Annotated in this window: 30 protein-coding genes; 7 read left to right on the plus strand and 23 right to left on the minus strand. The window is 63.6% G+C overall.

Translation table 11 applies throughout. The features are described 5' to 3' along the window. Nucleotides 1-9 precede the first annotated feature (9 nt). Both X735_RS151445 and tesB read right to left on the minus strand, forming a co-directional pair. Nucleotides 10-348, minus strand: coding sequence for a P-II family nitrogen regulator (locus X735_RS151445; RefSeq protein ID WP_013528889.1), 339 nt, complete (start codon nt 346-348; stop codon nt 10-12). A 217-nt stretch (nt 349-565) separates the two neighbouring features. Continuing rightward, a complete protein-coding gene (gene tesB, locus X735_RS151440; RefSeq protein ID WP_013528888.1) occupies nt 566-1,441 on the minus strand; it encodes an acyl-CoA thioesterase II in 876 nt (291 codons plus the stop codon). Between the two features lie 97 nt (nt 1,442-1,538). Here tesB and X735_RS151435 point away from each other — a divergent pair, with 97 nt between their 5' ends. Continuing rightward, nucleotides 1,539-2,816: a ubiquinone biosynthesis hydroxylase gene (locus X735_RS151435; protein ID WP_023811247.1), complete on the plus strand. Its 1,278-nt coding sequence runs from the start codon at nt 1,539-1,541 to the stop codon at nt 2,814-2,816. A 240-nt stretch (nt 2,817-3,056) separates the two neighbouring features. On the opposite strand, the gene X735_RS151430 is transcribed toward X735_RS151435, so the two are convergent. The 3 genes from X735_RS151430 to X735_RS151420 all read right to left on the minus strand — a co-directional run bounded on the left by X735_RS151430 (nt 3,057) and on the right by X735_RS151420 (nt 4,299). Further along, nucleotides 3,057-3,584 carry a hypothetical protein gene (locus X735_RS151430; protein WP_023811248.1) on the minus strand — a complete coding sequence of 176 codons (528 nt, stop codon included), beginning with the start codon at nt 3,582-3,584 and terminating at the stop codon, nt 3,057-3,059. Between the two features lie 140 nt (nt 3,585-3,724). After that, nucleotides 3,725-4,081, minus strand: coding sequence for a YciI family protein (locus tag X735_RS151425; RefSeq protein WP_023811249.1), 357 nt, complete (start codon nt 4,079-4,081; stop codon nt 3,725-3,727). Next, nucleotides 4,078-4,299: a hypothetical protein gene (locus X735_RS151420; protein ID WP_023811250.1), complete on the minus strand. Its 222-nt coding sequence runs from the start codon at nt 4,297-4,299 to the stop codon at nt 4,078-4,080. Before X735_RS151420 ends, X735_RS151425 begins: the two co-directional genes overlap by 4 nt. 220 nt (nt 4,300-4,519) lie before the next feature. Here X735_RS151420 and X735_RS151415 point away from each other — a divergent pair, with 220 nt between their 5' ends. Beyond that, on the plus strand, nt 4,520-4,945 hold the full coding sequence (locus X735_RS151415) for an OsmC family protein (protein ID WP_023811251.1): 426 nt from the start codon (nt 4,520-4,522) through the stop codon (nt 4,943-4,945). Nucleotides 4,946-4,996: 51 nt separating this feature from the next. On the opposite strand, the gene X735_RS151410 is transcribed toward X735_RS151415, so the two are convergent. From X735_RS151410 to X735_RS151385, 6 genes are all read right to left on the minus strand, one after another. After that, complete coding sequence (locus tag X735_RS151410) at nt 4,997-5,626, minus strand: DUF480 domain-containing protein (RefSeq protein ID WP_023811252.1); 630 nt, start codon at nt 5,624-5,626, stop codon at nt 4,997-4,999. Nucleotides 5,627-5,659: 33 nt separating this feature from the next. After that, on the minus strand, nt 5,660-6,439 hold the full coding sequence (locus X735_RS151405) for a succinate dehydrogenase iron-sulfur subunit (RefSeq protein WP_013528877.1): 780 nt from the start codon (nt 6,437-6,439) through the stop codon (nt 5,660-5,662). Nucleotides 6,440-6,448: 9 nt separating this feature from the next. After that, nucleotides 6,449-8,284: a succinate dehydrogenase flavoprotein subunit gene (sdhA, locus tag X735_RS151400; RefSeq protein WP_023811253.1), complete on the minus strand. Its 1,836-nt coding sequence runs from the start codon at nt 8,282-8,284 to the stop codon at nt 6,449-6,451. A gap of 1 nt (nt 8,285) precedes the next feature. Then, nucleotides 8,286-8,681, minus strand: coding sequence for a succinate dehydrogenase, hydrophobic membrane anchor protein (gene sdhD / locus X735_RS151395; protein ID WP_023811254.1), 396 nt, complete (start codon nt 8,679-8,681; stop codon nt 8,286-8,288). Nucleotides 8,682-8,683: 2 nt separating this feature from the next. After that, entirely contained in the window at nt 8,684-9,103 is a 420-nt protein-coding gene (gene sdhC, locus X735_RS151390; RefSeq protein WP_023811255.1) for a succinate dehydrogenase, cytochrome b556 subunit, read from the minus strand. 260 nt (nt 9,104-9,363) lie between these two features. Then, nucleotides 9,364-9,792, minus strand: coding sequence for a hypothetical protein (locus tag X735_RS151385; RefSeq protein ID WP_023811256.1), 429 nt, complete (start codon nt 9,790-9,792; stop codon nt 9,364-9,366). A gap of 263 nt (nt 9,793-10,055) precedes the next feature. Between X735_RS151385 and X735_RS151380 the strand changes: the two genes are divergently transcribed. Next, nucleotides 10,056-10,418 carry a hypothetical protein gene (locus X735_RS151380; RefSeq protein ID WP_023811258.1) on the plus strand — a complete coding sequence of 121 codons (363 nt, stop codon included), beginning with the start codon at nt 10,056-10,058 and terminating at the stop codon, nt 10,416-10,418. Nucleotides 10,419-10,480: 62 nt separating this feature from the next. Here the strand turns inward: X735_RS151380 and X735_RS151375 are convergent, their stop codons facing one another. Then, nucleotides 10,481-11,698, minus strand: a complete 1,218-nt coding sequence (locus tag X735_RS151375; protein ID WP_023811259.1) for a GGDEF domain-containing protein — start codon at nt 11,696-11,698, stop codon at nt 10,481-10,483. Between the two features lie 75 nt (nt 11,699-11,773). Next, nucleotides 11,774-12,970, minus strand: coding sequence for a GGDEF domain-containing protein (locus tag X735_RS151370; RefSeq protein WP_023811260.1), 1,197 nt, complete (start codon nt 12,968-12,970; stop codon nt 11,774-11,776). Between the two features lie 159 nt (nt 12,971-13,129). Here X735_RS151370 and X735_RS151365 point away from each other — a divergent pair, with 159 nt between their 5' ends. Continuing rightward, nucleotides 13,130-13,447 carry a hypothetical protein gene (locus X735_RS151365; protein ID WP_023811261.1) on the plus strand — a complete coding sequence of 106 codons (318 nt, stop codon included), beginning with the start codon at nt 13,130-13,132 and terminating at the stop codon, nt 13,445-13,447. Nucleotides 13,448-13,486: 39 nt separating this feature from the next. Here the strand turns inward: X735_RS151365 and leuC are convergent, their stop codons facing one another. The 7 genes from leuC to rplS all read right to left on the minus strand — a co-directional run bounded on the left by leuC (nt 13,487) and on the right by rplS (nt 19,479). Continuing rightward, nucleotides 13,487-14,896, minus strand: a complete 1,410-nt coding sequence (gene leuC, locus X735_RS151360) for a 3-isopropylmalate dehydratase large subunit (RefSeq protein WP_023811262.1) — start codon at nt 14,894-14,896, stop codon at nt 13,487-13,489. Nucleotides 14,897-15,167: 271 nt separating this feature from the next. Further along, complete coding sequence (locus X735_RS151355) at nt 15,168-15,803, minus strand: class I SAM-dependent methyltransferase (protein WP_023811264.1); 636 nt, start codon at nt 15,801-15,803, stop codon at nt 15,168-15,170. A 55-nt stretch (nt 15,804-15,858) separates the two neighbouring features. After that, nucleotides 15,859-16,671 (minus strand): amino acid ABC transporter permease, encoded by an 813-nt coding sequence (locus tag X735_RS151350; RefSeq protein ID WP_023811265.1) that lies wholly within the window; start codon nt 16,669-16,671, stop codon nt 15,859-15,861. A 210-nt stretch (nt 16,672-16,881) separates the two neighbouring features. Beyond that, on the minus strand, nt 16,882-17,679 hold the full coding sequence (locus X735_RS151345; protein WP_023811266.1) for a transporter substrate-binding domain-containing protein: 798 nt from the start codon (nt 17,677-17,679) through the stop codon (nt 16,882-16,884). Between the two features lie 176 nt (nt 17,680-17,855). Beyond that, nucleotides 17,856-18,359, minus strand: coding sequence for a MarR family transcriptional regulator (locus X735_RS151340; RefSeq protein ID WP_023811267.1), 504 nt, complete (start codon nt 18,357-18,359; stop codon nt 17,856-17,858). Further along, complete coding sequence (locus X735_RS151335; protein WP_023811268.1) at nt 18,356-18,790, minus strand: organic hydroperoxide resistance protein; 435 nt, start codon at nt 18,788-18,790, stop codon at nt 18,356-18,358. Before X735_RS151335 ends, X735_RS151340 begins: the two co-directional genes overlap by 4 nt. Nucleotides 18,791-18,930: 140 nt before the next feature. Beyond that, nucleotides 18,931-19,479 (minus strand): 50S ribosomal protein L19, encoded by a 549-nt coding sequence (gene rplS / locus X735_RS151330; RefSeq protein WP_023811269.1) that lies wholly within the window; start codon nt 19,477-19,479, stop codon nt 18,931-18,933. Nucleotides 19,480-19,807: 328 nt separating this feature from the next. Between rplS and X735_RS151325 the strand changes: the two genes are divergently transcribed. After that, nucleotides 19,808-20,560: a sulfite exporter TauE/SafE family protein gene (locus X735_RS151325; protein ID WP_023811271.1), complete on the plus strand. Its 753-nt coding sequence runs from the start codon at nt 19,808-19,810 to the stop codon at nt 20,558-20,560. On the opposite strand, the gene trmD is transcribed toward X735_RS151325, so the two are convergent. Together trmD and rimM are read right to left on the minus strand one after the other, a co-directional pair. Then, a complete protein-coding gene (gene trmD, locus X735_RS151320; RefSeq protein ID WP_023811272.1) occupies nt 20,542-21,246 on the minus strand; it encodes a tRNA (guanosine(37)-N1)-methyltransferase TrmD in 705 nt (234 codons plus the stop codon). The genes X735_RS151325 and trmD overlap by 19 nt on opposite strands. Further along, nucleotides 21,243-21,842, minus strand: coding sequence for a ribosome maturation factor RimM (rimM, locus tag X735_RS151315; RefSeq protein WP_023811273.1), 600 nt, complete (start codon nt 21,840-21,842; stop codon nt 21,243-21,245). Before rimM ends, trmD begins: the two co-directional genes overlap by 4 nt. Nucleotides 21,843-22,036: 194 nt before the next feature. On the opposite strand from rimM, the gene X735_RS151310 reads away from it, so the two are divergent. Both X735_RS151310 and X735_RS151305 read left to right on the plus strand, forming a co-directional pair. Continuing rightward, nucleotides 22,037-23,014 (plus strand): tyrosine recombinase XerC, encoded by a 978-nt coding sequence (locus X735_RS151310; protein WP_023811274.1) that lies wholly within the window; start codon nt 22,037-22,039, stop codon nt 23,012-23,014. A gap of 123 nt (nt 23,015-23,137) precedes the next feature. Further along, entirely contained in the window at nt 23,138-24,208 is a 1,071-nt protein-coding gene (locus X735_RS151305) for a TraB/GumN family protein (protein ID WP_023811275.1), read from the plus strand. Between the two features lie 2 nt (nt 24,209-24,210). Here X735_RS151305 and X735_RS151300 read toward each other — a convergent pair whose 3' ends face one another. Further along, a complete protein-coding gene (locus X735_RS151300; RefSeq protein ID WP_050592690.1) occupies nt 24,211-24,684 on the minus strand; it encodes a DUF2867 domain-containing protein in 474 nt (157 codons plus the stop codon). Between the last annotated feature and the right edge of the window lie 298 nt (nt 24,685-24,982).

The following is a 24,982-nucleotide window of genomic DNA, read 5'->3' on the forward strand; positions in this document are numbered from 1 at the left end:
GATCGCCGCTCAGAGCGCGTCGGTGTCTGTTTCGCCGGTGCGGATGCGCACCGCCTGATCGATGCCGAAAACGAAGATCTTGCCGTCGCCGATCTGGCCGGTCTTGGCGGCTGCGGTGATGGCTTCGACGGCCTTGTCGACCATGTCGGCACTGACCGCGACTTCGATCTTGATCTTCGGCAGGAAGCTGACCGCGTATTCCGCCCCGCGATAGATCTCCGTATGCCCTTTCTGACGCCCGTAGCCTTTGACTTCGGTGACGGTCAGGCCCTGGATGCCGACGGCGGTAAGCGCTTCGCGTACCTCGTCGAGCTTGAACGGCTTGATGATTGCCATCACGATTTTCATAAGGTTTCACCCTTCGCTGTTGCGGTCCCCCGCGTTTGCACACCTTCACCGATCCTAAAAAGCCGGAGAGTGCCCACGAGGATTCAAGCTCCGTGCCAAGTGCGGAAGCAGTGTGTTAACCCATTGTAAACAAAGAGATTGAGGAGCGTTCCGACGCAACCTGTTGATAGCTGCGGCGATGCATCTGCTTAAAAATTGGGCAAATTTTGAAAAATGCCTACTCTGCAGGCGATCGCTTGAGCCGGATCAGCCCTTCCTGCGCAACCGAGGCAATCAGCGTGCCGTCGCGGGCAAACAGCGACCCGCGCGTAAAGCCGCGCGACCCCTGTGTCGACGGGCTGTCCTGCGTATAGAGCATCCAGTCGTCGAGCGCATGGCTGCGATGGAACCACATGGCGTGGTCGAGGCTCGCCGCCTGGATATCGCGATCGAAAATGGCGCGGCCATGCGCGAAGGTCGATGTGTCGAGCAGCGTCATGTCGGAAAGATAGGCGAGCACCGCCGCCTGGATGGCGCGGTCCGCCGGCACCGGACCGGTGGTGCGGATCCAGATATTCTGCTTCGGCTCCAGCTTTTCGCGGCTGGTGTAATGCTTCAGCATCACCGGCTTCATCTCGATCGGCCGGTCGCGCTCCCAGTAGCGTTTGATGCCATCGGGCACCGCCTCGCCGAATTTGCCCAGCAATTCGCGTTGCGACAGCAATGTGTCCGGCCCCGGAACGTCCTGCGGCATCGGCACCTGGTGCTCGAGACCGACCTCGTCCTGCTGGAACGAGGCTTCGAGCGAAAAGATCGCCTGGCCGTGCTGGACCGCCACCACGCGCCGCGTGGTGAAGGAGCCGCCGTCGCGAATACGGTCGACCTCGTAGACGATCGGCACCTTGGTGTCGCCGGGCCGCATGAAATAGCCGTGCAGCGAATGCACGTACCGATCGGGATCCACTGTCCGCTGCGCCGCCACCAGCGCCTGGGCGATGGTCTGGCCGCCGAACACGCGCTGCCAGTCGAGCAAGGGGCTGCGACCACGATACAGATTGTGTTCCAGCTTCTCGAGGTCGAGAATGCCGAGAAGCTCGTCCATGGCTGCCGTCATATTTCGCGCCCTCACCGCAGAAGTGTTATGGCGGTTTCCGACAGGACGAACAGGCAGTCAAGGGTGCAGGACCCGGCGGCGCGCAGGAGCGAAGATGATGGAACGCAAGGCGGACACGAAAACCGGGGCAAACGTGAAAACAATATCTGGGCTCGATGTCCTGGTCGCCGGCGCCGGCTATGTCGGCCTGGCCGCCGCCGTGTCGCTGAAGCAGGCGCGACCGGGTCTCGCCATCGCTCTCGTCGATGCCGCACCTGCCGGCGCCTGGCAAAGGGATGGCCGCGCCTCGGCCATTGCCGCCGCCGCCTGCCGCATGCTTGACCAGCTCGGTGTGTGGGCCGAGATCGCGCCGCAGGCACAAGCCATCACCGAGATGATCATCACCGATTCGCGCACCGCCGATCCGGTGCGTCCGGTCTTCCTGACCTTCGACGGCGAAGTGGCGCCGGGCGAGCCTTTTGCGCATATGGTCGCCAACAAGGTGCTGAACGGCGCCTTGCGGGCCAGCGCCGAAAAGCTCGGCATCGACATCATCGAAGGCGTCGCCGTGCAGGGTTTCGAACCCAACGGCAGTGGTATCACCGTGCATCTTGCCGACGGCGCGACGCTGAAGGCCCGGCTGCTGGTCGCCGCCGACGGCGTCAACTCGAAGCTGCGCGACATGGCCGGCATCAAGACGGTGAAGTGGGAATATGGCCAGTCCGGCATCGTCTGCACCGTGGCGCATGAACGCCCGCACAATGGTCGCGCTGAAGAGCATTTCCTGCCGGCTGGCCCCTTCGCCACATTGCCGCTCAAGCCCGGTGAGGACGGCACCAACCGTTCGTCGATCGTCTGGGTCGAACGTACGCCCGATGCCGAGAAGCTGGTGGCCGGTGACGATCTCCTCTTCGAACACGAGCTCGAGCAGCGTTTTGGCCTGAAGCTTGGCGAGATCCGCGTTGCCGATAAGCCGCGCGCCTGGCCGCTCGGCTTGACCATTGCGCGTGCCTTCGTCGCACCCCGCATCGCGCTCGCCGGCGATGCCGCCCACGGCATCCACCCGATCGCCGGCCAGGGCCTCAATCTCGGCTTCAAGGATGTCGCAGCCCTTGCCGAGGTGATTGTCGAGGCCGACCGGCTCGGCCAGGATATCGGCGCGCTCGACGTGCTCGAGCGCTACCAGCAGTGGCGCCGCTTCGACACGGTGCAGATGGGTGTCACCACCGACGCGCTGAACCGGCTGTTTTCCAACGATATCGGCCCGCTGCGCACCGTCCGCGACATCGGCCTCGGCCTCGTCGAACGCATGCCGCGCCTGAAGGAATTCTTCATCCGCCAGGCGTCGGGACTGTCCGCCGGCACGCCAAGACTGTTGAAGGGCGAGGCGATTTGAGCCGCCGCCAGCATCCCCAACGTCGTCATCCTTGGGCGTAGCGACGCGAAGCGGAGCGAAGACCCAAGGATCCATGCCGCGACCTTGGCTGAAGAATGCAGCGGAGCAGAATTCTGCACCGTGGTGACGCGTTTGAGTCGCGGCATGGATCCCGGGGTCTGCGCCGCGTCGCTTCGCTCCTTGCTCCGCCCCAGGATGACGAAAGCGATGGGCGTTTCCGCCAATCGCCAAGGTATGCGATCAATTGACCTCAAAACCCAGCTTTTGCCGCAGCCGCAATATCCTCTGGTCGGATATTTCGAGGCGTTTCTCGCCGCCCTGGGCGGCGCGGTTGACCATCTGCAGCAGATCGTTTCGCTCGGCGACATCCAGACGCTCGCGCAGGAACGGCGCCAGCTTGTCGATGACGATTGTGGTGTCGTCGATCTGTGACGCCGCCCATTTGGCGTAGACCACCGCTTCGTCCGTTTTCTTCTTGTCGGCGATCTCGGAAATCACGGCGCGGATGACGGCCTCGCGCTGCGGCAGTATGGGCCCATCCTCGGAGACGATCGATGTGATCAGCGTAGCTGCCGCTACGACCGGATCATCGATCGCCGTCAGCGGCGACAGCGCCGCCTGCTTGCGCAGCTTCTTGCGGCGGATGTTGCCCTGTACGCGCCCGACAACGTCCGCAACCTCACGAGCCGCGTCGTTCATCGCCTTCATCCGGTACCACCAGAACGCTGCCGCGCCCATCACGCCAAGGATAGCAATCAGGAAAGGCATGTCGAAATCCCCAAGAACCCCGGCGACGATAGGAGAACTCTCGCCTTGCTTCAACACGCAAAAGTTGCGCACGAAATGAACCAGGACGATCGTTCAGTCGAATGTCTTGGTTTCCGCGTGGCTGTAGCACATGGCGGGGGCTATGACCCCGGCACATCGTAGATCGCCCGCACCTCGATAGTGCCTATTTCGGCCAGCGGGATCTCGCCAGCGATCTCCAGCGCCTGGTCGAGATTGTCCGCCTCGATCATGACGAAGCCGAGCAACTGCTCCTTGGTTTCGGCGAACGGGCCGTCGGTGATCAGCCGCTTGCCCTGGCGTCGCCGCAGCGTCTTCGACGTCTTCACCGATTGGAGCGCCTGTGCGACGATCAGCATCCCACGCTGATCCAATGAGCGGTCATGAGCCATCGAATCGGCATCGAGCTTGGCCAGACGCTCCGGCGTCATGGCATGGAGGTCGTTTTCCTCGCCATAGACCAGACAGACATATTTCATTTCCAGCTCCCTTGCTGTGACGAACCATAGGCGATCACGGTATCGGTTGAGTCCTTGCCGGCAGCAACATGGTCGAGAAGGCTGACCGCAATGCCGATAATGGCAATTGCCGCAAGCAGCCGGCCGAAGCCGGAGGGCGGCACATGCAGCGGGTCGCGTTCCCCTAGATCAGCCCTTCGGCCGGTGCTTGTCCAATGGGCAGAAAACAGATTGTTCATCCGAACCTCCATCCGCCACGAGAATCCGTGGTCCCCGCAGGACGGTCGGGGCCGATGCAAGTCGACATTTTTCCACGCACATTTTTTCAAAAAAAGATTCGGCGCGGTCCGCCGGCGTTGCATGCGCGCGCAAACAGCGCGGTGGCCTTCCCTCGCGCCCGCGCTATAGTTGGGAGGAACGCCGCCTGGCCGGCGCCACCGCTGTAACAAGGAGGAATTCATGGACCGCACCGCAAACGCCATCTGGAAAGGCGATCTGAAAGGGGGCACAGGCACGCTCGACACCCAGAGCGGGACCCTGAAAGGCACGCCCTATTCGTTCAAGGCACGCTTCGAGGACGAAAGCGGCAAATCCGGCACCAATCCGGAAGAACTGATCGCCGCCGCGCACGCCGGCTGCTTTGCCATGCAGTTTTCGCATTTCCTGGCCGAGAACGGCACCCCCGCCGCCGAACTCGACGCCAAGGCCGTGGTGACGCTGGTTCCCGGCACGGGGATCACCGGGAGCGCACTCACCGTGGTCGGCAAGGTGCCTGGCATCGATGCGGCGAAATTTGGGGAGTTGGCTGAAAAGGCCAAGGCCGGATGCCCGGTCTCGAAGGCGCTCGGCGCCATAAACGTATCGCTTGATGCCCGGCTCGGCTGAAAGCGCTGCATCCGTGTAAAGACCCGGCGCGAACGCCAGGCGCGCGCCGGCCTATGCTCCCAGCGCGTCCAGGCGAGCACGCAGTGCGGCGACTTCCTGCTCCAGTGCCTCCAACCGCGCCTCCAGGTCGGAAGCAGGCAGGGCCGATGCACTTCGCTGCACCGAAAGGGCGGCAACGTCCACCGGGCCGCTCAGCAGATGCACGTAGCGGTCCTCGCGCTGGCCCGGTCCTCGCGGGATTTCCTCGATGAGTGGCGGCCGACGTCCGATCAGCATGTCGAGTTCGGCGCGCAGATCTTCGATCGACGAAAACCGTGCCATGCGCTCGGTGCGCGCCGACAATTCATGGGCCGTCTGCGGCCCGCGCAGCAACAGCAGGCCGATCAAAGCGGTCTGCGGCGTGGTCAGCGAGAAGCGCTGCGCCATCTGATGCTCGTAGCGCTCGACACGCGAACCGAACATCTGCCTCACCAGCCCCTTTTGTTCGAGCAGCTTCAGCCCCCGATGCACCTCGGTCTGCTCCAGCGCCATCACCGGCTCGCGCGCCGTCTTCTGGTTGGCGGCGGCCAGTGCTGCGTTGAGCGTCAGCGGATAGACATCCGGCGTCAGCTCCTTCTTCTCGATCAGGCAGCCGAGTATGCGCGCTTCGACGGGGGAGAGAGTGGGAAGGTCATCGCTCATTGGATTTGCTTTCGCCGGCAACCGACCGCCAGCCTAAACCCTTCTCTCCACCATCATCTTCTTGATCTCGGCGATCGCCTTGGCCGGGTTGAGGCCCTTGGGGCAGGTCTGCGCGCAGTTCATGATGGTGTGGCAGCGATAGAGCCGGAACGGATCTTCGAGGTTGTCGAGCCGCTCGCCGGTGGCCTCGTCGCGGCTATCGATCAGCCAGCGATAGGCCTGCAAGAGCGTTGCCGGGCCGAGATAGCGGTCGCCGTTCCACCAATAGCTCGGGCACGAGGTCGAGCAGCAGGCGCACAATATGCATTCGTAGAGCCCGTCGAGCTTCTCGCGGTCCTCATGGCTCTGCAGCCACTCCTTGGCCGGCTCCGGCGATACCGTCTTCAGCCAGGGCTGGATCGACGCGTGCTGGGCGTAGAAATTGGTGAGGTCCGGCACAAGGTCTTTGACCACCTGCATATGCGGCAGCGGGTAGACTTTTACCGCGCCGGAAATGTCGTCGCAGCCCTTGGTGCAGGCCAGCGTGTTGGAACCGTCGATGTTCATGGCGCAGGAGCCGCAAATGCCTTCGCGGCAGGAACGCCGCAAGGTCAGTGTCGGGTCGATCTTGTTCTTGATCCACAGCAGCGCGTCGAGCACCATCGGCCCGCAATCGTCCATGTCGACGAAATAGGTGTCGATGCGCGGGTTCTCGTCATCGTCCGGCGACCAGCGGTAGATGCGGTACTCCCGCAGATTGGTGGCGCCCTCGGGCTTGGGCCAGGTCTTGCCCGGCTTGATCTGCGAATTCTTCGGGAGCGTGAGTTCAACCATGTTCGATCCTCAATACACTCTGGCCTTGGGCGCGATCTTGGCGAGGCTGATGCCGCCGTCCTTTTCAGCCAGCTGCGGTTCGGTGTGCACCGGCCGGTAGGAGAGGGCCACCTTGCCGTCTTCGCTCAGCCTGGCCAGCGTATGCTTGCGCCAGACCGCGTCGTCGCGCGCCGAAAAGTCCTCGCGTGCGTGCGCGCCACGGCTCTCCTTGCGCGCCTCGGCGCTGTAGACCGTGGTGATGGCATTGGCCATCAGATTTTCCAGCTCCAGCGTCTCGACCAGATCGGAGTTCCAGATCATCGAGCGGTCGGACACTTTGATGTCCTTCAACTCGCCCCAGATCTGCGAAACCCGCTTGCAGCCGCTTTCGAGGGACTCCTGCGTGCGGAATACGGCCGCGTCTTCCTGCATCGCCTTCTGCATCTTTTCACGCAGCACCGCCGTCGGCGTCGAGCCATTGGCGTGGCGCAGCCGGTCGAAGCGGTCCATGATCTTTTCGACCGAGGCTTCGTTGGGCGAAGGGATCGCCGACTTGCGGTCGATGACCTGGCCGGCGCGGATCGCGGCCGCGCGGCCGAACACCACAAGATCGATCAGCGAATTCGAACCGAGCCGATTGGCACCATGCACGGAGGCGCAGCCGGCTTCGCCGACAGCCATCAACCCGGGCGACACCTGGTCTGGATTGAGCGCCGTCGGATTGAGCACCTCGCCCCAGTAATTGGTCGGCACGCCGCCCATATTGTAGTGGACCGTGGGCAGCACCGGGATCGGCTCCTTGGTCAGGTCGACACCGGCAAAGATCTTGGCCGATTCCGAAATGCCCGGCAGCCGCTCATGCAGGACGGCGGGATCGAGATGGTCGAGATGCAGGAAGATGTGGTCCTTGTTCTTGCCGACGCCGCGACCCTCGCGGATCTCCAGCGTCATGCAGCGCGAGACGACGTCGCGCGAGGCAAGGTCCTTGGCTGACGGCGCATAGCGCTCCATGAAGCGCTCGCCTTCGGAATTGACGAGATAGCCGCCCTCGCCGCGCGCACCCTCGGTGATCAGGCAGCCGGCGCCATAGATGCCGGTCGGGTGGAATTGCACGAACTCCATGTCCTGCAGCGGAAAGCCGGCACGCGCTGCCATGCCGCCGCCGTCGCCGGTGCAGGTGTGTGCCGAGGTGGCCGAGAAATAGGTGCGGCCATAGCCGCCGGTCGCCAGCACCACCATCTTGGCGGAGAAACGGTGGATGGTGCCGTCATCCAGGTTCCAGGCAAGAACGCCGGTGCAGGTGCCGTCCGGCTCCATGATCAGGTCGAGCGCGAAATACTCGATGAAGAACTGCGCGTTGTTCTTCAGCGACTGGCCGTAAAGCGTGTGCAGGATGGCATGGCCGGTGCGGTCGGCGGCGGCACAGGTGCGCTGCACCGGCGGGCCTTCGCCATAGTTCATCATGTGGCCGCCGAACGGCCGCTGGTAGATCTTGCCCTCTTCGGTGCGCGAAAACGGCACGCCGTAATGTTCGAGCTCGTAGACCGCGGCCGGCGCTTCGCGCACCAGATATTCCATGGCGTCGACATCGCCCAGCCAGTCCGAGCCCTTGACGGTGTCGTACATGTGCCACTGCCAGGAATCGGGACCCATGTTGGACAGCGAGGCGGCAATGCCGCCTTGCGCCGCCACCGTGTGCGAGCGGGTCGGGAACACCTTGCTGATGCAGGCGGTGCGCAGGCCCTGTTCGGCCATGCCGAGCGTGGCGCGCAGGCCGGCGCCGCCGGCGCCAACGACCACCACGTCGAACTTGTGGTCGACAAAGGTATAGCCTGCCGTGTTGGCTTGTTTCGCGTCCTTGGCCAACTCAGCCTCCGAATGCCAGCTTGAGCAGGGCGAAGATCGAGGCGACGCCGACCGCTATGGTGAAAAATGTATTGAGCGCGATCAGCGCCAGCTTCATGCCTTCGCCATGCACGTAATCCTCGATGATCGCCTGCATGCCGAGCCGCATATGGGTAAGCCCGGAAATGAGCACCAGGGCCATCACTAGCGCCACGAACGGGTTGGCAAGAGCTGCCCGCACATGTGCGTAGTCGGCGCCGTTGAGCGCGATCAGGAAGCCGACGAAGAACAGGATCAGCGGGATGTTGGCGATCGCGGTCAGGCGCTGGCGCCAGAAATGTCCGGTGCCCTCGCGGGCGGAGCCGAGGCCGCGGACCTTCGCCAGCGGCGTGCGCATGTCGGTGTTTTTGCCGCTCATGATCAGGCTCCCCGCGCTATGGTGCCGGCGATCCAGATCAGCAGCGTGAGCAGGATCGAGCCGGCCAGCGTCGCCCAGGCGATCTTCGAGGCGGTATGCTTCTCCAGACCCGCGCCGGTGTCCCAGACCAGATGGCGCACGCCACCCAGCATATGGTGCATCAGCGCCCAGGTGTAGCCGAACAGGATGAGCCGGCCGAGCCAGGTGCCGAAGGCCCAATTGGCCCAATCGAAAGTCGCCTGCGAGCTTGCCGCCGCCATCAGCCACAGGGCGACCAGCAGCGTGCCGAAATACAGCGCGCCACCGGTGATGCGGTGAATGATCGACATCGTCATGGTGATCGGCGGCCGGTACACGGTGAGGTGCGGCGAAATCGGCCGTTCACGTCTGACAAATTCGCGGGTGGCTGGTGATTTGCTCATGGCTCCCCCAGTTCGGCGTCTCTCTGGAGCCTCAGGTGGAAATGCGGCATTGCCGCTTCCGGTTGCGACTTCGGACAGCCGGTTTCTAATGCTCTTTTTGCACCGCGTCAAAGCCAGAAAACCGTTTCGAAAACGTAATTTAGTCTGACTAAAAGGCCGGCTTGGGCTTCAATCGATTAGGCCGGGAGGCCCGAAGCCGGCTCGATATCGCTGCAGTGCAACATGTCTGACCCAAGGGCCCAGCGGTGTTGAGATTGGCGTCAGCGTTTGCAGGTCTGCGGCGTCGACCCCTTCTTCATCACCAACGCCTCGCGTCCGTCGATCACGATTGCGTCATGCGTGACCGCCTGGTAGCGGCTGCTCTGGTTGGCGGGCGACGCCGCAAACTCCTCGGTCGCGCCGTCGGACCCGACCACACGCAACGATGTACCGAGATTTTGGATAGAAATCATACCGTTGTTGCCGCATCTGTAGGTGGCCGCGCCTATGCCGGACCGAGGCGCGGTAAGGTCGGTGATGATCTTGGTTGCAGCTGCCGGAGGCGCCGCGGCTGCGACGGACTGCTGAGCCGGTGCAGGTGAGACGACCACGGTATTGGCCGCCTTCGGCGCGCTGTCCTGCGGCACACAGCCAGCGGCGATCCCGAGCAACGGGAAAACGGACACCCAATTCGGCCGGCGTAGCGCCATATGCTGTCCTCCCGCGCGGCAAACCAGCCGCGATGCTTTGCCAAGATCAAGGTCATCCCGACGCCGAGACGGACACCAGCCGCGATGGTGCGGCCGAGCATGGCCGAATGATGGCCAACGGGTTTTCCATCCAGTCGGATATTAACGGATATTAACCATGTTTACCGAGACATTGCCGCCAAACGCACCGGCCTCTTAACAAAGGTTAAGAAAACGTTAATTTCTGATTCGAGGAGGCTTTCCCTCAAGACACGGAGGACGCCATGCGTTCGAATTCGGGCAGATCGCGCCTTGCGGCGCTCATCGTGACGGCGTCGGCCGTCGGCCTTGCAGCGCCAGCGCTTGCAGGCGCGCGGCATCAGGATCGCGTCTACGCCGATTCCTTCGGCAACCTCGTCGTCGACAGCGCCGCTGGCTACAAGCGCATCATCGTCGGCGAAGGCAGGCTGGCCAAGCAGCTTTCCGACTACACCAGCGCCGGCCAGCCCAAGGTGATCTACGAGAACGAAGCCGACGAAATCAGCGGATACAGCGATTGCTACCGGCCGCCGGTGCTGGTGAAGGGCCGCTCCTATATGTACGGTCTCTCCGACGGCGAGATGCCCGAGCTCAGCCCCTGCCGCTAGACTCTTTGTCTGGACGCAATTCCCAAGGGAAGGCGCCATGCGCTTTTCCCGGGAAAACCGTTTCACACTTTTCCTGAAATTGCTCTGGCTTCCATTCCGGCTGACGACCAATTGCCGGCAGGCCCGGCGGAGACGCGCACGCAATCGCGCCCGGCATTCTTCGCCTGATAGAGCGCCTGGTCGGCGCGCCGCATCAGATCGGCAAAGTCTTCGCTCGGATGAAGTTCGGCGACGCCGAAGCTCGCGGTGCAGCGGTTGTCAGCCGGCAGCCCGTCGATGGGCAGCCCGCCAAAGGCGCTGCGCGTGCCCTCGGCGAACAGCCGGGCCGCGGCAAGGTTGGTTCCCGGCAGGATGATGGCGAACTCCTCGCCGCCGATGCGGCCGGCAACGTGATGCGCGGCGGCGGCTTCGCGCAGGAAGCCTGCAAAAATCTCGATCACCCGGTCGCCTGACGCATGGCCGAAACTGTCGTTGACGCTCTTGAAATGATCGAGGTCGGCAATGACCAGCGCGACCGGCACGCCTTGCCGCATCGCGCCAAGCACCGCCAGCTCGGCATGGCGGGTGAAGCCGCCGCGGTTGAGCAGGCGCGAAAGCGTGTCCGTCTCCGACTTCGACGTCACTTCGGCAAGCACGTCGCGAACCAGGATGGCCAGCATCAGCAGCGCCAGCGCCAGCGCAAAGACAGTGCCGAGCGATTGCGACACCAGCGCGTAGTTGCTTTGCAGATAGGCCTGCGGATTGGCGCCCCAGCCGCCGAGCGCATGCGCGATGAACGGCTTGGAGGCAAACTGGAGGCCGCTCGCCGCCAGCACGGCCATCAATATGCGATCGAGACGGGCAAGCTTTTGCCTCGATGACCAGACGATGGCCAGCCCGACGAACTGCATGACCGCATAGGGAAGCTGGTAAGCCATGATGCGGATGAGCGACTGGCGAGGCAGGTCCTGCACGAAATACACGGCTATGGTGGTGGCCAACAGGAAAAACAGCATCGGCTTCCAGGGCGGCGCCACGCCGTATTTGCGGGCAAGCCCGCCATTGAACGCAAGCGTGGCGCCAAGGAAGACCGCGAAGGCGGCAACGACCGGGAGCCGCGCGTCGGCAAAAGCGGGAATGGAGAATTCGATGGCCGAATAGGCCATGCCCAGCAGATAGCCAAATGCCAGCCAGCGCGCCGGCGCCCGGCCGACATCGTGGAAGGCGACCGCCATGAAGGATGCCGCCAGCAGGCCGGCAACCGACAGATTGATCAACAGGATGAAGTTGGCGCCGCTCATGTTCTCCCGCACCCGCGCCGACAGCTAATCATCGACGGGCGAAGAAGACGTTAACGCCGTCCCGGCCGGACAGATTCAGCCGGTCTTGAGCGGCTCCGGCAGGAACGCCGTTTCCGGCCGCTCATAGGACAGGCGTACACTGTCGCGGCCGTTCTTCTTGGCTTTGTAGAGCGCATCGTCGGCACGGCGCATCAGCGGCTCCAGCGCCTCGCCACCGCTGCGGGCCGCCACGCCGAAGCTTGCCGTCACCTTCGTTCCCTGGGGAAGCCCGTCGACATGGCCGGCCGAATAGACGGTGCGCACCGCTTCGGCGAACAGCCGCGCCGCCGCAAGATCGCTGAGGGGCAGCAGCACCGCGAATTCCTCGCCGCCGATACGCCCGGCAACACCGCGCGCGCCGGCCGCCGACCGAAGCTTGGCGGCGAAGTCGGCGATCACCCGATCGCCCGCCCCATGCCCATGCACATCGTTGAGCGCCTTGAAATGATCGAGGTCGGCCAGCACTAGCGCGACCGGGAACCGGGCCGAGGCGCAGTGCTGCAAGAGCAGCATGCCTCGCTCCTCGAAGCCACGCCGGTTGAGCAGGCCCGACAGGGGGTCGGTATAGGTCTCGGTCTTCAATGCCTTCAACACGTCGAGTGCCGCGGCGGAAAACAGGCACAGCGCGATGAGCAGCGAGAGCAGAGCGTGCGACAGCAGCGCCGTCGTCCAGTAGGACGAGCCATAGAACCCGTCATAGCTGGCGAAGGGCCCATGCGCGATGACGACGGCAAGGGTGCGCACGAAGAAATTGACGCCCGACAGCAGCGACAGCACGAACAGGATTTTTTCGGTCGGGCCGTTGTTGCGTACCGGGCGCAGTTCGGCGGCAACCAGAAGGCTGATGCCGCCGAATGCGAAATTCATCGCCAGGATGCGCCAGGTGAGATCCGGCGCGACGAACAGGAACCAGCATAACGACGCCAGGCCGCCGCCCGCCAACACGGCGATTCCCACAGAGGGCACCTTGCGGCCATAACGGTGGATGACGGCGCTGGACAGGCAGCAGGCAGCGATGGTGAAGCAGATGTTCGACGTAAGCTTGGTCAGCGGCATCCCGATGGGCAAGGTGAAATACTGGAGCAGGAAGCCAGCCGCCGAGAGACTGTAGCTGATCGCCAGAACGGCCAGATAGGGGCGGTGGCGCTGATAGGACCATAGCACAAGGAACGCCGCGCCGAGCGCCAGCGCGATCGTCGGGTTGAGCAGCGCAATGAGCAGACCCGTGTCCAACCGACTGTGACTTCCCCTGGCTTACGTCAGGGAAGAGCTTAGAGGGCAAGCCCAAACAAGCGGTTAAGCCATGCGGCAAGCAGGACCGCCGCCTCAAAATAATGTCAGGGAACCGCAGTCCCCAGTCAGCGTTCCTCCGTTCACAATCTGGAGCGACCCATGGCCGACACGATCACACTGACCGACCACGATGCGATCCGCTCATGGGCTGCCGGGCGCGCCGGCTTTCCCGCAATCGTCGACATATCGCCGGAGGCGGGGACGCAGCCCATGTTGAGGCTGGTCTTCGGCCAGCACGCCTATCAGGATCAGGACCAGCCTGAACGGCCGCTCAATGCGGGAGGCTATGAACTCGTCGAATGGGACGAATGGTTCAAGCTCTTCGAGGAACAACAGCTTGCGCTTGTGGTCGCCGCCGAACAGCCGGGACGCCGCGAGGAGTTCCACGAACTCGTCCGCCGTGACGGGAAGCTTTGAACCCGAGCCCACGCGGCTCGGGTTCTGTTCAAATCCGGGTTACTTCCACTCGCGTATGTCGACGAAGTGGCCGGCGATCGCCGCCGCCGCCGCCATGGCCGGCGAAACCAGATGGGTGCGGCCCTTGAAACCCTGCCGGCCCTCGAAATTGCGGTTCGAGGTGGAGGCGCAGCGTTCATGCGGCTTCAGCCGGTCGTCGTTCATCGCCAGGCACATCGAGCAGCCCGGCTCGCGCCAGTCGAAACCGGCGGCGAGGAAGATCTTGTCGAGACCTTCGGCTTCCGCCTGTTCCTTGACCAGGCCGGAACCCGGCACGATCATCGCATCGACATGCGGGCTGACCGTCTTGCCTTCGACCACCTTGGCGACGGCGCGCAGATCCTCGATGCGGCCATTGGTGCAGGAACCGATGAAGACGCGATCGAGCGTGATGTCGGTGATCTTGGTGCCCGGCGTCAGCCCCATATAGTCGAGCGCGCGCTGCTTGGAGGTGCGCTTGTTTTCATCGGCGATGTCGTCCGGGTTCGGCACGATGCCTTGCACCGACACCACATCCTCGGGCGAGGAGCCCCAGGAGACGATCGGCGGCAGCTTGGCCGCGTCGAGCACGATCACCTTGTCGAAATGCGCGCCTTCGTCGGACTGCAGCGTCTTCCAGTATTCGAGCGCCGCATCCCAGGACGCGCCCTTCGGCGCGCGCGGCTTGTCCTTGACATAGGCGAAGGTCGTCTCGTCGGCGGCGATAAGGCCGGCGCGCGCACCGCCTTCGATCGACATGTTGCAGATCGTCATGCGGCCTTCCATCGACAGCGCACGGATCGCCTCGCCGGCATATTCGATGACATAGCCGGTGCCGCCGGCGGTGCCGATCTCGCCGATGATAGCGAGGATGATGTCCTTGGCGGTGACGCCCTGCGGCAGCTGGCCGTCAACGCGCACCAGCATGTTCTTGGCCTTGCGCTGGATCAGCGTCTGTGTCGCCAGAACATGCTCGACCTCGGACGTGCCGATGCCATGCGCCAGCGCGCCGAAAGCGCCATGCGTCGAGGTGTGGCTGTCGCCGCAGACGATGGTCATGCCGGGCAGAGTAAAGCCCTGCTCCGGACCGATGATGTGGACGATGCCCTGGCGAATATCGTTCTCGGAATAATATTCGACGCCGAAATCCCTGGCGTTCTTGGCCAGCGCCTCGACCTGGATACGGCTTTCCTCGTTCTTGATGCCGAACTTGCGCTCGGGTGAGGTCGAGACATTGTGATCGACCACGGCCAGCGTCTTTTCCGGATGCCGGACTTTACGACCGGTCATGCGCAGGCCTTCGAAGGCCTGCGGGCTGGTCACTTCATGGACCAGGTGGCGGTCGATGTAGAGCAGGCAGGTGCCGTCGTCCTGGCGGTCGACGACATGGTCGTCGAAAATCTTGTCGTAGAGGGTGCGCGGTGCGCTCATGTGCGTAAATCCGTCGATATGAGAATGGGAAAGAGCAGGTGCCGGACCTCCGGCCCGGTGAAAACGACCTGGACAGGTCGGCCTAGGATAGTCGGCTGGTCAGCGCCCCGGACACGCGCGCGAAAAAGCGCGACGGCAGGCGTTTCCTGTCCTGCAGCACGAACCCCTTGTAGGCCGGATCGCCAAAAAGCTCTTCCATGGCGTGGCTCATACCAATGTTTTGGGTTTTCGGCAATTGCGGCGTGTCTTCGCAGAACCCAAACCTCTCCGCTCAAACCACTTCAAACACAAACGTCTTCACCAGCGCTTCGGGCTCGGCGATCGCATAGCAGCGGAACCACGGGCTTTCCTCGACCGGTCGCCATTTCCCAGCTTGCTCCAGTTCATCGAACACGGCTTGAAAGCCGCCACTTTCGAACACCTGGTCACGCACGGTGAAGATGGCATGGCCACCCTTGCGGGTGATGCGCACCAACTCGTGCAGGCCGGATGCCGGCGCATGGCTGATGGTGAACACGCCGGTCGAGAAGAAGGCGCGGAAATACCCGTCCGGCCACGGTAGCGGACCGCCCAGCATTGCCTGCTTCAGGTCGCTGTAGGCATTGCGGCTGCCGGCGATCTTCAGCATATCGTGCGAGAGGTCGAGCCCCGCAATGTCGCGGTAACCGAGCGCCTTCAGCGACGGTCCCGACAGGCCAGTGCCGCAGCCGGCATCGAGCAAGGGGCCATCGCCCGCCGGCACATGACGCGCCACCCAGGCGGTGATCAGGAAAGGCAGGAGGTAGCCGAGCGAGGCGGTCTCGCTGTCATAGGTCGCAGCCCACGCGGCATAGGCCTCCTCAAGCGCTTCCGGCGTGTCGGCCGTGTAGACGGAATCCAGCGCTGCATTGGCTTTGTCGACGATCATGGGGACCTCCTTAACGGGAATGCTCGGGGATCGTAGCGCTGCCTTGGCCGAAAAACTATTCCTCGTGCTGGCGGCGCAGCCGCCGCTCCAGCGCCCTGAGCGCCAGCGACAGGCCGACGGTCAGGATGAGATAGATGTAGGCCGTTATCGAATAGGTCTCGAAGAAGCGAAAGGAGCCGGCGGCGTAGACCTTGCCCATCTGCGTGATGTCGGCAACGCCGAGCACCGAGACCAGCGAGGAATCCTTGACCAGCGCGACGAAATCATTGCCGAGCGGCGGCAGGATGGTGCGGATTGCCTGTGGGAACACGATCAGCCGGAAGCGCTGAGCGCGGGTCAGCCCAAGCGCCTTCGCCGCCTCGATCTGGCCCTTCTCCACCGACTGGATGCCGGCCCGGAAAACCTCCGAGATGAAAGCCGAATAGCCGATGGTCAGCGCCATGATGGCGCGCCAGAGCAGCGACACGTCGCGCACCAAAAGCTCGCCGAACAGGCCCGCACTTTGCAGCGGCGCGGTCAGCGCGTTCCAAGCCGCGACGAAGGCCGGTGCACCGGCAAAGGCGATCCAGAACAACAGCACCAGGATCGGCACGCCGCGGATGATCTCGACATAAAAGCGCGCGATCTGGCGCAGCCAGCGCGAGCCGGACATTCCCATCAGCGCGATGCCGAGACCCATGGCCGAAGCCAGCACGAAGGCAATCACGGTGACGAAGATGGTGACGCCGATGCCCTTGGCGACCGTGGCGAACACCTGGGTGTAGAGGTTGCTGGTGGCGACGAAGACGGCCACCGCGATCGCGAGGGTTACGGCAACGACGAGCCACCAGGGGAAGTCGGCTTTGGAGGAAGAGCAAGGGACCTGCATCAGAAGGATTGCGCCAAGGCACCCCCCTCTGGCCTGCCGGCCATCTCCCCCGCAAGGAGGGAGATTGGCAGCTTCAATGCCCGCGCCTTTTCTTCAATGCTGGAGGTACGCGAAGGCAGGGCGGACAGCTGATCTCCCCCCTTGCGGGGGAGATGCCCGGCAGGGCAGAGGGGGGTGTTCAAGCGCCGTGTCTGCGTGAGGTTCAGCGAACTACTGCCCCATCTTGTAATCAAGAAACCATTTCTTGTTGAGCGCATCGAGGGTGCCGTCGGCCTTCAGCGCCGCGATGGCCGCGTTGACCGGCTTCACCAGGTACGAACCCTTCGGAAAGATAAACCCAAAATCCTCGGTACCGAGCGGCCCCCCGATCAGCTTCAATTTGCCCTCGGAGGCGTCGACATAGCCTTTGCCGGCGGTGCCATCGGTCAAAACAACATCGACGTCGCCTGATTTCAGTGCCTGCACGGTCGCGCCGAACGTCTCGAACAGTTTGATGCGCGGGTTCTGCTCATTGCCGTCGAGCACGCTGTAGACGGCGGTGTAGAAGGGCGTGGTGCCGGCCTGCGCGCCGACCAGCCCGTCCTTGAAGGCGCCGAAGGTCTTGGCGTCGGTGAAGCGGCTCTCATCGCCGCGCACCAGCATGAACTGTTCCGAGCGCATATAGGGGTCGGAGAAATCGACCTTCTCCTTGCGGTCGTCCTTGATGGTGATGCCGGTCATGCCAATGTTGTACTGGTTGTCGGAAACCGCCTGGATCATCGCGTCCCAGGAAGTGTTCTGGTACTCGACCGTGAAATTGAGCCGCTTGGCGATCTCGTTCATCGCGTCATATTCCCAGCCGATCTGTTTGCCGGTCTTGGCATCGATGAACTGCAGCGGCGGATAGGCGTTTTCGGTCACAACCACCACCTTCTTGCCGCCGAGGTCGGGCAGCGCCTGCGCGAAGGCGGCAACGGGTGCCAGGACGAGGGCAAGCAGGCCCGCCAGCAGCAGTTTCGATTTGGTCATGACACACTCCCCGGGAATTGATGACCCGGGCATGGCCGGGCTTGCAGGAAAATCCGGCGCCGACTTTAGCTTTCCGCAAGCGTCATGCAAGACGCTCTGCCGTGTCGCCTGGGGCGAAATCGGATTCCAATGCTCTCGATCGGAAGATTCCGGGAGATCCGTGCCTTGGCCGGCGGTCAGTCAGCCGCCGGTGCCTTGGCGTCCGTCTCGCGCAGCCCAGCAATGAGCTTGGCCAGGATGCGGTGCAGGCCATCCAGTTCGACCGCGCTGAGGCGGGGAAATTGGCAGAGTATCTGGACAGCAACGTCTTTGGCGGGCCCGCGTAGCGACTGTCCCTTGGCTGTCAGCTCCAGAAGCACCCGGCGCTCGTCGGCAGCGTCGCGCCGGCGGGTGATGAAGCCGCCCGCCTCCAGCCGTTTGAGCAGGGGTGTCAGCGTCGCCGAATCGAGACCCAGCACCTCGCCGAGCCCACCCACCGTGCGTGGCGCTCGCTCCCACAGCGCCATCATCGCCAGATATTGCGGATAGGTGAGGCCGAGCGGTTCGAGCAACGGCCGGTAGAGCCGTGTCATCAGCCCGCTAGCCGAATAGAGGGCGAAGCAGATTTGGTCGTCGAGTTTCGGCACCCCGGCGAAATCCGCCGAGGCCTGCGTGGTATCGTCCGTCTGTTTTGTGTTCATGCTGCCTTTGCCGGAAGCGCCTTAGCCGAAAGCGCCACCTCGATGTTGCCCTTGATGGCGTTGGAATAGGGGCAAACCTGGTGCGCCGCCGATACAAGCGCTTCCGCCGCCGCCTGATCAAGACCTTTTGTTTCCGCTGCCAGCGAAACGCCGAGCACAAATCCGCCCTGCGCATTGCTGTGCAGGCTGACATTTGCCGTCACCGAGGCATCCTGCAGCGGCAGTTTCTGCTTGCCGGCGATGAAGCGCATGGCGCTTTCGAAGCAGGCGGCATAGCCGGCGGCGAAAAGCTGTTCGGGATTGGTGGCGCCACCTTTGCCGCCAAGCTCCTTGGGCATGGCAAGATCGAGGCTGAGCAAGCCATCATCGCTCTGGACATGGCCGGCGCGGCCGCCGACGGCGCGGGCTTGGGTAGAATACAATGCAGGCATTTCATTTCTCCATTTAAATCGTGCACGATTGTTTAGTACACGATGTAAATCGAGTCAACCGCCGACTTTTCCGCCAGCCAGCCCCCGGAAACGAAAAAAGGCGGCCGAAGCCGCCTTTTCAAACTTGCTCGCCGAAAAACTTATTCGGCGGTGGCTGCTTCGGCTGCCTTTGCGGCTTCAGCTGCCTCGGCGGCGGCCTTCTTCTCGGCGGCGTCCTGAGCGGCCTTCTCGACGGCCAGGGCCTCGGCGGCTGCCACCTTCTCGGCCTCGATGCGGGCCTTCTCGGCGTTCAGAGCATCGCGCTCCTCGTCGTTCAGCTTGCGGGCGCGCACGCCGGTGTTTTCCGAAATACGGGCCGATTTGCCGCGACGATCGCGCAGGTAGTAGAGCTTGGCGCGACGCACCTTGCCGCGGCGAACGATTTCAACGCCTTCAACCATCGGCGAGTAGACCGGGAACACGCGCTCGACGCCTTCGCCGTAGGAAATCTTGCGAACCGTGAAGTTCTCCTGGAAGCCGGCGCCTGCGCGGGCGATGACGACGCCCTCATAGGCCTGGACGCGGGTGCGGGTGCCTTCGGTCACGCGGACCTGGACGCGCACGGTGTCGCCGGGCTGGAATTCGGGAAGCTTGCGCTTGGCTTCGATCTTGGCGGCCTGTTCGGCCTCGAGCTGACGGAGAATATCCATCTCAAAAGTCCACTTCTTGTTCTTCCGACAGTCAGAGCGTCCGACACTCGCCTTGCAGTTCCATTGACCGCTTGGCTATGCCCTTTGTCTCCAAGAGATTTGTCTTTGAAACATCAGGCAGGGGCGACTACACCGTCATTGTTGACGGGTCCGGCAGATTCTTTCTGGCCGGTACGGGCGGGCACATACAGCTATTTCGCCGCTTTGTCACGCCTTGGCAGCGCATTTTCTGCTCGCATGGCACCATCGTAATCCTGCCGTGCCGGGTTGCGCCGGTCGTTCAGGCTTTCTAAGCCTGAAATAACACAGTTTTGAGCGGCCGCAATTCATGTCTGTCTTCGATGCCATCCTGCTCTTTCTGGCGGGCTTTCTGTCAGGCGCCGCCAATGCGGTCGCCGGTGGCGGCACCTTCATCACATTCGGCGCCATGACGTTGGTCGGCCTGCCGCCGATCGTCGCCAACGCCACCTCCTCGGTGACGCAATTTCCAGGCTACATCACCTCGACCCTCGCCTACTCGGCCGATATCAGGCATTTCTGGCGCGGCGCGCTGATGCTGTGTCTGATCTCGGCCGTGGGCGCACTGGCCGGCGCTCTGATCCTTTTGGCGCTCGACAATCCCTCGTTTCGCGCTCTGGTGCCGTGGCTGCTCTTGGCCGCGACAGCCCTGTTCGCCGCCGGCCCCTGGCTGAAACCGGTGCCGAAGCCCGGCTATGAAGCGGCGGTGGGCTCGCTCGCCGGCTCCCTGGCGCAGTTTCTCACCGCCATCTATGGCGGCTTCTTCGGCGCAGGCATGGGCGTGATGATGCTGGCGACGCTCGGCCTCACCCAAGCCGGCGACTATCACCGGCTGAACGCGTTGAAGAACATGCTGGCCATGGTCATCGCCGCTGTCGCGATCGTCGTCTTCGTCTCGGGCGGTGTCGTCGCCTGGCCGCAGGCGATCATCATGATCCCGGGCGGCGCGCTCGGCGGCTATGCCGGCGTCTGGATCGCCAAGCGCGTGCCGCAAAACGCGGTGCGCGGCTTCGTCGTCGCCGTCGGCCTGTTTCTGGCTTTCTATTACTTTTGGAAAGGCTGAGCGGCGGCGCCCAACAAATCAGGACGCCGCTCTTTCGTCAGCGCTTCCGACTGCGCCCGCCGCCATGCGGCGATCTTCTTGTGATTGCCCGAGATCAGCACCTCGGGAATCTCGCGGCCCTCGAACTCCTGCGGCCGCGTATAGTGCGGATGTTCGAGCAGGTCGTTCTCAAAGCTTTCTTCCTCGCCCGACACCGCGTTACCCATCACGCCCGGCAATAACCGCACCACCGCATCGAGCAGAACGAGCGCTGCCGGCTCGCCGCCCGAGAGGATGTAGTCGCCGATCGAGACTTCCTCCAATCCCCGCGCGTCGATCACCCGCTGGTCGNCGCCCTCGAAACGGCCGCAGACGATGACCGCGCCCGGTCCTGCGGCCAGTTCGCGCACGCGGGCCTGAGTCAGCGGTTTGCCGCGCGGGCTCATCAACAGCCGTGGCCGCGCGTCGCCCGGCGGCGACGTGTGGTCGATGGCTTTCGCCAGCACGTCGGCGCGCATCACCATGCCGGCGCCGCCGCCGGCTGGCGTGTCGTCGACGGTGCGATGACGGTCGGTGGCGAAGTCACGGATCTGGATCGCCTCCAGCGACCACGTGCCGGCCTCGAGCGCCCGGCCGGCCAACGACAGGCCGAGCGCGCCGGGAAACATCTCGGGGTAAAGCGTCAGCACCGAAGCGGAAAAACTCACCGGTTGCCCCCGGCATCGCTCGGTCCGCGCGGCCTGCCCTTCGGATCGAAGTCTTCCTCTCGCGGGCCGTCGCCATCCTCGTCCTCGACAAGTCCGGCCGCCGCCGGGTCGACGCGGACGAAACCCTCCGCGATCGACACTTGTGGCACGGCAGCCTGTGTGAACGGGATCAGCACGCCCTTGCGCCCGCCCAGCGTCACGTCGAGAATGTCGCCGCCGCCGAAATTGTGCACCGCGACCACCTTGCCAAGCACGGCACCCGTGTCGTCGCGGACTTCGAGGCCGACGAGGTCGGCATGGTAGAACTCGTCTTCCTCGCCGTCGTCCGGCAGCATCGAACGGTCGACGAACAGCTCCGTGCCGGCCAGCGCCTCGGCCGCGTTGCGGTCGGCAACGCCCTTGAAGCGGACCACGACGACGGTGTTGGCGGGCCTGATGTCGATGATCTGGAAGGCGCGGCCGTCACGGGCGTAGAGCGGGCCGTAGTCGGCCAGCGCCAGCGGTTCACCGGTGAAGGTCTTCACCCGCAATTCGCCCTTGATGCCATGGGCGGCGCCGATCACGGCCATCTGGACAGGGTTCTGGGGCTTGCTCATGGCGCTTTTACCTTCGTCATCCACGGGCGGAGCAGGCGCGAAGCGACTGCGCAGATTTCAGCCAATCACCAAGGTTTGTGACTTGCCGCCAATCGACGATCTCCTAGCCCCAGCCGGCCATCTTTTCAATGACGGACTCTTCACCGCTTTCTAACCTGCCTGCGAGAAAATGGCGGCGAACTGGATCAGACGCCATGCAGGAATTCCTCATCCCGGCTAAACCCGATCTCCAGGCGGCGCGTGAAAGCTGGCTGAAGATGCTGGCGCGAGAACGTCGGCTGTCGCCTAAGACGGTGGAAGCCTATGAGCGCGACACGCGCCAGTTCCTGCATTTCCTCACCGGCCATTGCGGCGGCTCGCCCGGCATTTCGGACATCGCCGATCTGCGCCCGGCCGACCTGCGCGGCTTCCTCGCTGCGCGGCGCAATGCCGGCGCCGGTGCCCGCACCCTGGGCCGGGGTCTCGCCGGCATCCGCTCGCTGCTGCGTTTCCTCGAGCGGCGCGGCCTTGCCAATGCGGCGGGTGCGGCAGCCCCGCGCGCACCGCGCCNCAATGCGGCGGGTGCGGCAGCCCTGCGCGCACCGCGCCAGCCCAAATCGCTGCCCAAGCCGCTGACGGCGAGCGACGCCAAGCATATCGTTTCCATCGAAGGCCAATTGGCGGAAGAACCCTGGATCGCGGCCCGCAACGCCGCTGTGCTGACACTGCTCTACGGCTCCGGCCTGCGCATTTCCGAGGCGCTCGGTCTGGCGGGCGCCGATCTGGCGTCGGCGGACGACACGGTGCTGCGCGTCACCGGCAAGGGCGGCAAGACGCGCCTGGTGCCGGTGCTGCCGGTGGCGCTCAGGGCGATCGCCGAATATCGCCGGCTCTGCCCCTACCATCTCGACCCCAAGGGCCTGCTGTTTCGCGGCGCCCGTGGCGGCCCGCTCAACCCGGCCATCGTCCAGCGCGACATGGCCAAACTGCGCTCGGCGCTCAACCTGCCCGATACCGCGACGCCGCATGCGCTGCGCCATTCCTTCGCCACGCATCTGCTCGGCCGCGGCGGTCACTTGCGCACCATCCAGGAACTGCTCGGCCACGCCAGCCTGTCGACGACGCAGATCTACACCGGCGTCGACACCGCGAGGCTGCTCGAAATCTACGAATCAGCCCATCCACGGGCATGAACCCTTCAATTTCGCAGTACCAATTAACCGTTTTGCCGCTTTTCGGTTCTAGAACTGACCATGATCCCGAAAAGTGGGACCCGGTTTTCGGAAAAGATCATGGTCAAACATGAAGACAGAACCATGAAACGCGTCATCGCCATCGCCGACCGTGCAGCTTCCGTGTCGCTGAAGCTGCTCGTCGCACTCAATGTTCTGTTCTTCCTGTCGTTCCTCGCCGTGCTGCTGTTCGCGGCCGGCAAGGCGCATGCCGGAATCCCGACCTGCACCGGCGCCGACATGCTGTCGGCCTTGCAGAAGAACGATCCGGCGACCTACCGCAAGATCGAAGCGGAAGCCGCAGCGACACCGAACGGCAAGGGCCTGTTGTGGAAGCTGGAAAAGCCCGGCGAGAAGCCGTCCTTCCTGTTCGGCACCATGCATATGACCGACCCGCGTGTCACCACGCTGCCTCCCGACGCGCAGAAAGCCTATGACGCCGCCGGCACCATCGTCATCGAAACCACCGACGTGCTCGACAAGCAGAAGATGATGGTCGCGATGCTCCAGGAGCCGGACCTGATGATGTTCACTGATTCGACGACGCTGGCGTCGCTGCTGTCGCCCGACGATGCGGCGGCCATGAACGCCGCGCTCGACGCACGCGGCATTCCTCCGGCAACGGTTGCCAAGATGAAGCCGTGGATGCTCTCGGCCATGATGGCACTGCCGGCCTGCGAGCTGGCCCGCCAGTCAGGCGGCGCCCCGGTGCTCGATGTCAGGCTGGCCCAAGGTGCGAAGGCTTCCGGCAAGCCGGTGGAAGGATTGGAGACGGCTGAAAGCCAGCTGCGGGCCATGGCCTCGCTGCCGCTGGCGTTTCACATGAAGGGTCTCGTCGACACGCTGAAGCTCGGCGATAAGATCAACGACATCAACGAAACCATGATCGTGCTCTACCAGCGCGGCGACACCGGCATGTTCTGGCCGCTGTTTCGCGTGGCCATGCCCGATGGCACGGACGACCCCGCGGGCTATGCGGCGTTCGAGGAAACCATGATCACCAGCCGCAACAAGGTGATGGTCGAGCATGCCGAACCGATCCTTGCCAGGGGCAACGTCTTCATGGCGGTCGGCGCCCTCCACCTTCCCGGTCCCGAAGGCCTCGTCGAGGATTTCCGCAAGGCCGGTTACACCGTCACGCCTGTAGGCCTGTAACCTTATCTGATCTGGGCCAGCATCGCCGGAACGACGATCCGGTGAAACGGCATGATGATCGCGAGATAGGCGCGACCGAGCCAATTGTGCGTCTTGACGATCGTCGTCGCGGCCACTTCCTGCCGGCCCATGCCGAGATCCCTGACTTCGACCAGGACCCGGAAATCGAGATGTCGGTCGTCGAGGCCAAGCACAACCTTGCCGGGAAACTGGCTGATGAGCGGAAATATCCCGATCCGGCCCGACGGCAACACCGCAGCTTCCAGGCCCGTCTTCAGCCGGAACGGCCTGACGGCCAGGTTGCGCAGCGCCATGAGCCTGCCGATCCAGGGCGGTGTTCGCCCCAAGGCGCGTTCCGCCGCGCCGAGTGCGGTTAAAGAAAGACCTTCAGTGACCAGCACATAGCGGTCGGCGAACTGGGCTCCGGCGAGAGCATCGCAGTGATTCGGGACAACCTGCCCTAACGGATTTGTCACGGCAAAATCCTCTGATTCGAGCTTAACAGACGCAAACTTGGCGCGCTGCGGGGCGAAACGACGCCGTTCAGGCTGCGGAAAGGCAGGATTGTCCTTGTTTTTGGCGTTTTCCAACCCTAGCGTGAAACCAGTTCAATGATTGCGCGTTGAATGGTGTTGATTGATATTTTTCATCCACGGAGGACACTTTTATGGCGAACGCACCGAATCCAAACGATCCGTTCAATCCCAACACCACCAACACCACCATCAAACAGAGCGGTGGCGGCGGTAGTGGCTGGCTGATTGCGCTGGTCGT

Origin of the sequence: Mesorhizobium sp. L2C084A000, assembly GCF_000502875.1 — a bacterium.
In the GTDB taxonomy this organism is placed as follows: domain Bacteria; phylum Pseudomonadota; class Alphaproteobacteria; order Rhizobiales; family Rhizobiaceae; genus Mesorhizobium.